Origin of the sequence: Psittacicella hinzii, from assembly GCF_003585885.1 — a bacterium.
Taxonomy (GTDB): Bacteria; Pseudomonadota; Gammaproteobacteria; order Enterobacterales; family Psittacicellaceae; genus Psittacicella.
The window spans coordinates 1-3130 of record NZ_NRHC01000140.1; the positions used below are offsets into that span (position 1 = coordinate 1).

Annotated in this window: 2 protein-coding genes and 7 tRNA genes; 7 read left to right on the top strand and 2 right to left on the bottom strand. The window is 32.3% G+C overall.

Annotated elements, in window-relative coordinates; translation table 11 throughout:
- Nucleotides 1–425 precede the first annotated feature (425 nt).
- Together CKF54_RS07700 and coaA are read right to left on the bottom strand one after the other, a co-directional pair.
- Nucleotides 426–1217 (bottom strand): 4'-phosphopantetheinyl transferase superfamily protein, encoded by a 792-nt coding sequence (locus CKF54_RS07700; RefSeq protein ID WP_119525769.1) that lies wholly within the window; start codon nt 1215–1217, stop codon nt 426–428.
- A 2-nt stretch (nt 1218–1219) separates the two neighbouring features.
- Complete coding sequence (gene coaA, locus CKF54_RS07705) at nt 1220–2119, bottom strand: type I pantothenate kinase (RefSeq protein ID WP_119525770.1); 900 nt, start codon at nt 2117–2119, stop codon at nt 1220–1222.
- Nucleotides 2120–2412: 293 nt separating this feature from the next.
- On the opposite strand from coaA, the gene CKF54_RS07710 reads away from it, so the two are divergent.
- The 7 genes from CKF54_RS07710 to CKF54_RS07740 all read left to right on the top strand — a co-directional run bounded on the left by CKF54_RS07710 (nt 2413) and on the right by CKF54_RS07740 (nt 3065).
- Nucleotides 2413–2497, top strand: a tRNA-Tyr gene (locus tag CKF54_RS07710).
- Nucleotides 2498–2509: 12 nt separating this feature from the next.
- Nucleotides 2510–2584 (top strand) — tRNA-Gly (locus CKF54_RS07715).
- A 19-nt stretch (nt 2585–2603) separates the two neighbouring features.
- A tRNA-Thr gene (locus CKF54_RS07720) sits at nt 2604–2679 on the top strand.
- A gap of 15 nt (nt 2680–2694) precedes the next feature.
- A tRNA-Thr gene (locus CKF54_RS07725) sits at nt 2695–2770 on the top strand.
- Between the two features lie 7 nt (nt 2771–2777).
- Nucleotides 2778–2862: transfer RNA gene (locus CKF54_RS07730), tRNA-Tyr, on the top strand.
- Nucleotides 2863–2868: 6 nt separating this feature from the next.
- A tRNA-Thr gene (locus CKF54_RS07735) sits at nt 2869–2944 on the top strand.
- Nucleotides 2945–2989: 45 nt separating this feature from the next.
- Nucleotides 2990–3065, top strand: a tRNA-Thr gene (locus CKF54_RS07740).
- The last annotated feature ends 65 nt before the right edge of the window (nt 3066–3130 follow it).

Consider the following 3130-nt stretch of genomic DNA (forward strand, 5'->3'; position numbering starts at 1 on the left):
AGAAGGGCAGTCTGCCCTGCTAGAAATCGACGTAACCTAATGTTATTTAGTAATTTATTTAGGAGAAAATGATCAATTTCGGGAATCCCTATTTATGAAAAATTAATCTGCTATAGAAATAGCATTCGATTATAAAATCGCATTGTTAGATAAGAGCTTATACTTGAATGTTAGCAAGTTACAGCTACAAAATTAACAATTTTACACTGTTATAATAGTGGTTAAGGTCTGTAGTGTATAAAAAGCACCGCAAATTAGGATGGATATCTTTATGCACTAGAGTGTTTACTAGGTGTTTATTGTATGCCTAATAGACTCTAATTAATAAGAGATAAGATTTATAATAAACAAATGACATGAGCTAACCTCATCTGCATTGTGGAGGTTAGCTCATGTTAAATTTTAGCTTTGTGCAATGTAAAACTCTACGGACTATATAAATGTGAAAATAGCAAAATAGAGCTATTTAAGTTTGCTTTATCAGAGTTATAGCTATATAAAAAATCAAAATGATTGGTGTAACTGTCTAGCGCTAATTTCTTGTTATTAAAATAAATTTCTAGATCGTTAAATATAGATATATTATTTAAGCAAATACTGAAGTTAATGTCTGTATAGTTTACAAAGGTATATACAAAACCTTCGTTATGATACTTATTGCTTTTTTCCTCAGTAATGCTAAAGATATTTTCTTCAATGGCTTTAGGGGTAAATTTTATTCGATTTCCTCTAAAAATACTACTCGCTAGACTTTTTACAATTGCTTCTTTTGTTATCCATTCAACAGCAATAATTTTTTCTTTAGCTAGCTGTGAGCTCTGATAATGAATTAAATTTTGCGGGTGTATAATCTTTTTAAGAAAAGCTTTCTCAGAGATCTTTAAGCTGGTTTTACTTGGTTCAATATCGATACCTAACAAAGGAGTAGGTATAAATTCTTTATCAGCAATTAATAAAGAAATAGCTGTTATACCATTGCTGTTTGAGAGATTAAAATCAATCAAATACGATGGTTTCTGTAAGATTTTCTCTACAGAAAATACACCTTGAGCTTGACTTGTAAGTACTTCTAGAGCCTTCTTAAGAAAAGGTCTACCAAGATCAGTTCTCGGTAGTTCTCTATAAGCTGGTAAACCTAAAACATTTAAGGTAAGCTGATTCCAGAAGTTAGTAAATTCTTCAGTAGCAAACTTAAAAATAAAAAGTTTAGCTTGCATAATTACTTTAATGAAAATCTGATAAAGTCGTGTTTTTCACCTTTAGTGATAATAAGATCAGCTCGTGATTTAGTTGGGGCTACATTTTCAACGTAATTTTTAGCATTAATTGTATCCCAAATAAATTTAGCTTTTTCTTCAGCTTCTTGATCTGTTAGATCAGAGTAACGCTTAAAGTAAGACTTTTCATCTCTAAAAGAATTATTTCTAAAGCTCTTAAAACGTTTAATATACCATTTCTCTAGAAGCTCATTATCAGCATCAAGATATATTGAAAAATTTAAGAAATCTAAAGGAGAAGTTTGATAATCTGGAGAAACTTGTAGTACGTTAAGGCCTTCTAATATAATAAAGTCAGGATTATCAATGGTTAAGCTTTCTTCACTGCGATCATAAGTGATATGATCATAGATAGGGGCGTATGTAAACTTTCCCGCTCTTATATTAGATAATACCTCTAATAGGTATTCTAGATCATAGCTTTCAGGGAAACCTTTGCGCATTAGTAAGTTATGTTGCTGTAAATACTCCAATGGATAAATAAAACCATCTGTATTTAAAATTTGTACTGTTTTTTCTAAGTAACTTTCTAATACCTTTTTAAGAATACGAGAAAAAGTACTTTTCCCTACAGAAACAGAACCTGTTACTCCAATAATAAAAGGAGTCTTTTGTTTAGTATCTTTTTTTACAAATGTTTGGTATTTTTGTAAAATTAAATTAACTAATGGAGCATATGAAGCATTAAATTCTTCATAACTAATTAATTTTTCATTAAAACCTAATAAAGGTTTTAATTCGTTTATATCTAGCGGTAATTTGCTCTCACTGGTGTTAGCCCATTGTTGAAGATCAAAACTTTTGAATTCTTTACACAAATGATTATTTAAGTTAGTGTGCATAATAAATCCCAAATAAATGGGGATAAAATAAAAAAACGAAATTATTTTATCATGTATTTAACTAATTTTTGATTAAAAAATGGTTTTATTAAATTTTTTAAGGAGAAATCTAGAAAAAATTAGTAAAAAATGCAGCTTAAAAAACAATCTTTTAAGAAAAAAAATATTTTTTTATTCGAAAAGCACTTGCATTTAGAACTTTAGTCGTCTATAATAGACCTCGTTGAGTTAAGGAAGAAAAGAAAAAATTACTTAACAGCAACAGGATTTTATATAACAAGTTTTAATATTGTGGAGAGGTTCCCGAGTGGCCAAAGGGATCGGATTGTAAATCCGCTGACTCAGTCTTCGAAGGTTCGAATCCTTCCCTCTCCACCATTTCTCAATACTGCAGGCATCGTATAATGGCTATTACCTCAGCCTTCCAAGCTGATGATGCGGGTTCGATTCCCGCTGCCTGCTCCACTTATTTATAAATAGAGATGTTGATATAGCTCAGGTGGTAGAGCGCACCCTTGGTAAGGGTGAGGTCGCGGGTTCAATTCCCGCTATCAGCACCACTAACAACAAAATATGCCGTCTTAGCTCAGTAGGTAGAGCAACTGACTTGTAATCAGTAGGTCATCAGTTCGATTCCGATAGACGGCACCATTACATTGGAGAGGTTCCCGAGCGGCCAAAGGGATCGGATTGTAAATCCGCTGACTCAGTCTTCGAAGGTTCGAATCCTTCCCTCTCCACCATTACATGCCGTCTTAGCTCAGTAGGTAGAGCAACTGACTTGTAATCAGTAGGTCATCAGTTCGATTCCGATAGACGGCACCATTTTGTTAACTTGAGATTTTTCTTAATATCTCAAAATAGTTCAATGCCGTTTTAGCTCAGTAGGTAGAGCAACTGACTTGTAATCAGTAGGTCATCAGTTCGATTCCGATAAACGGCACCATTATTTAAAAGGTAAGTAGTAATTTACTACTTACTTTTTTCTTATGTATAAAAAAAACTCCCTAG

Bases quoted from the DNA above. Each gene is read 5' to 3' on its own strand.
- CKF54_RS07700 (WP_119525769.1), bottom strand. From the start codon at position 1,217: ATGCAAGCTAAACTTTTTATTTTTAAGTTTGCTACTGAAGAATTTACT.
- coaA (WP_119525770.1), bottom strand. From the start codon at position 2,119: ATGCACACTAACTTAAATAATCATTTGTGTAAAGAATTCAAAAGTTTT.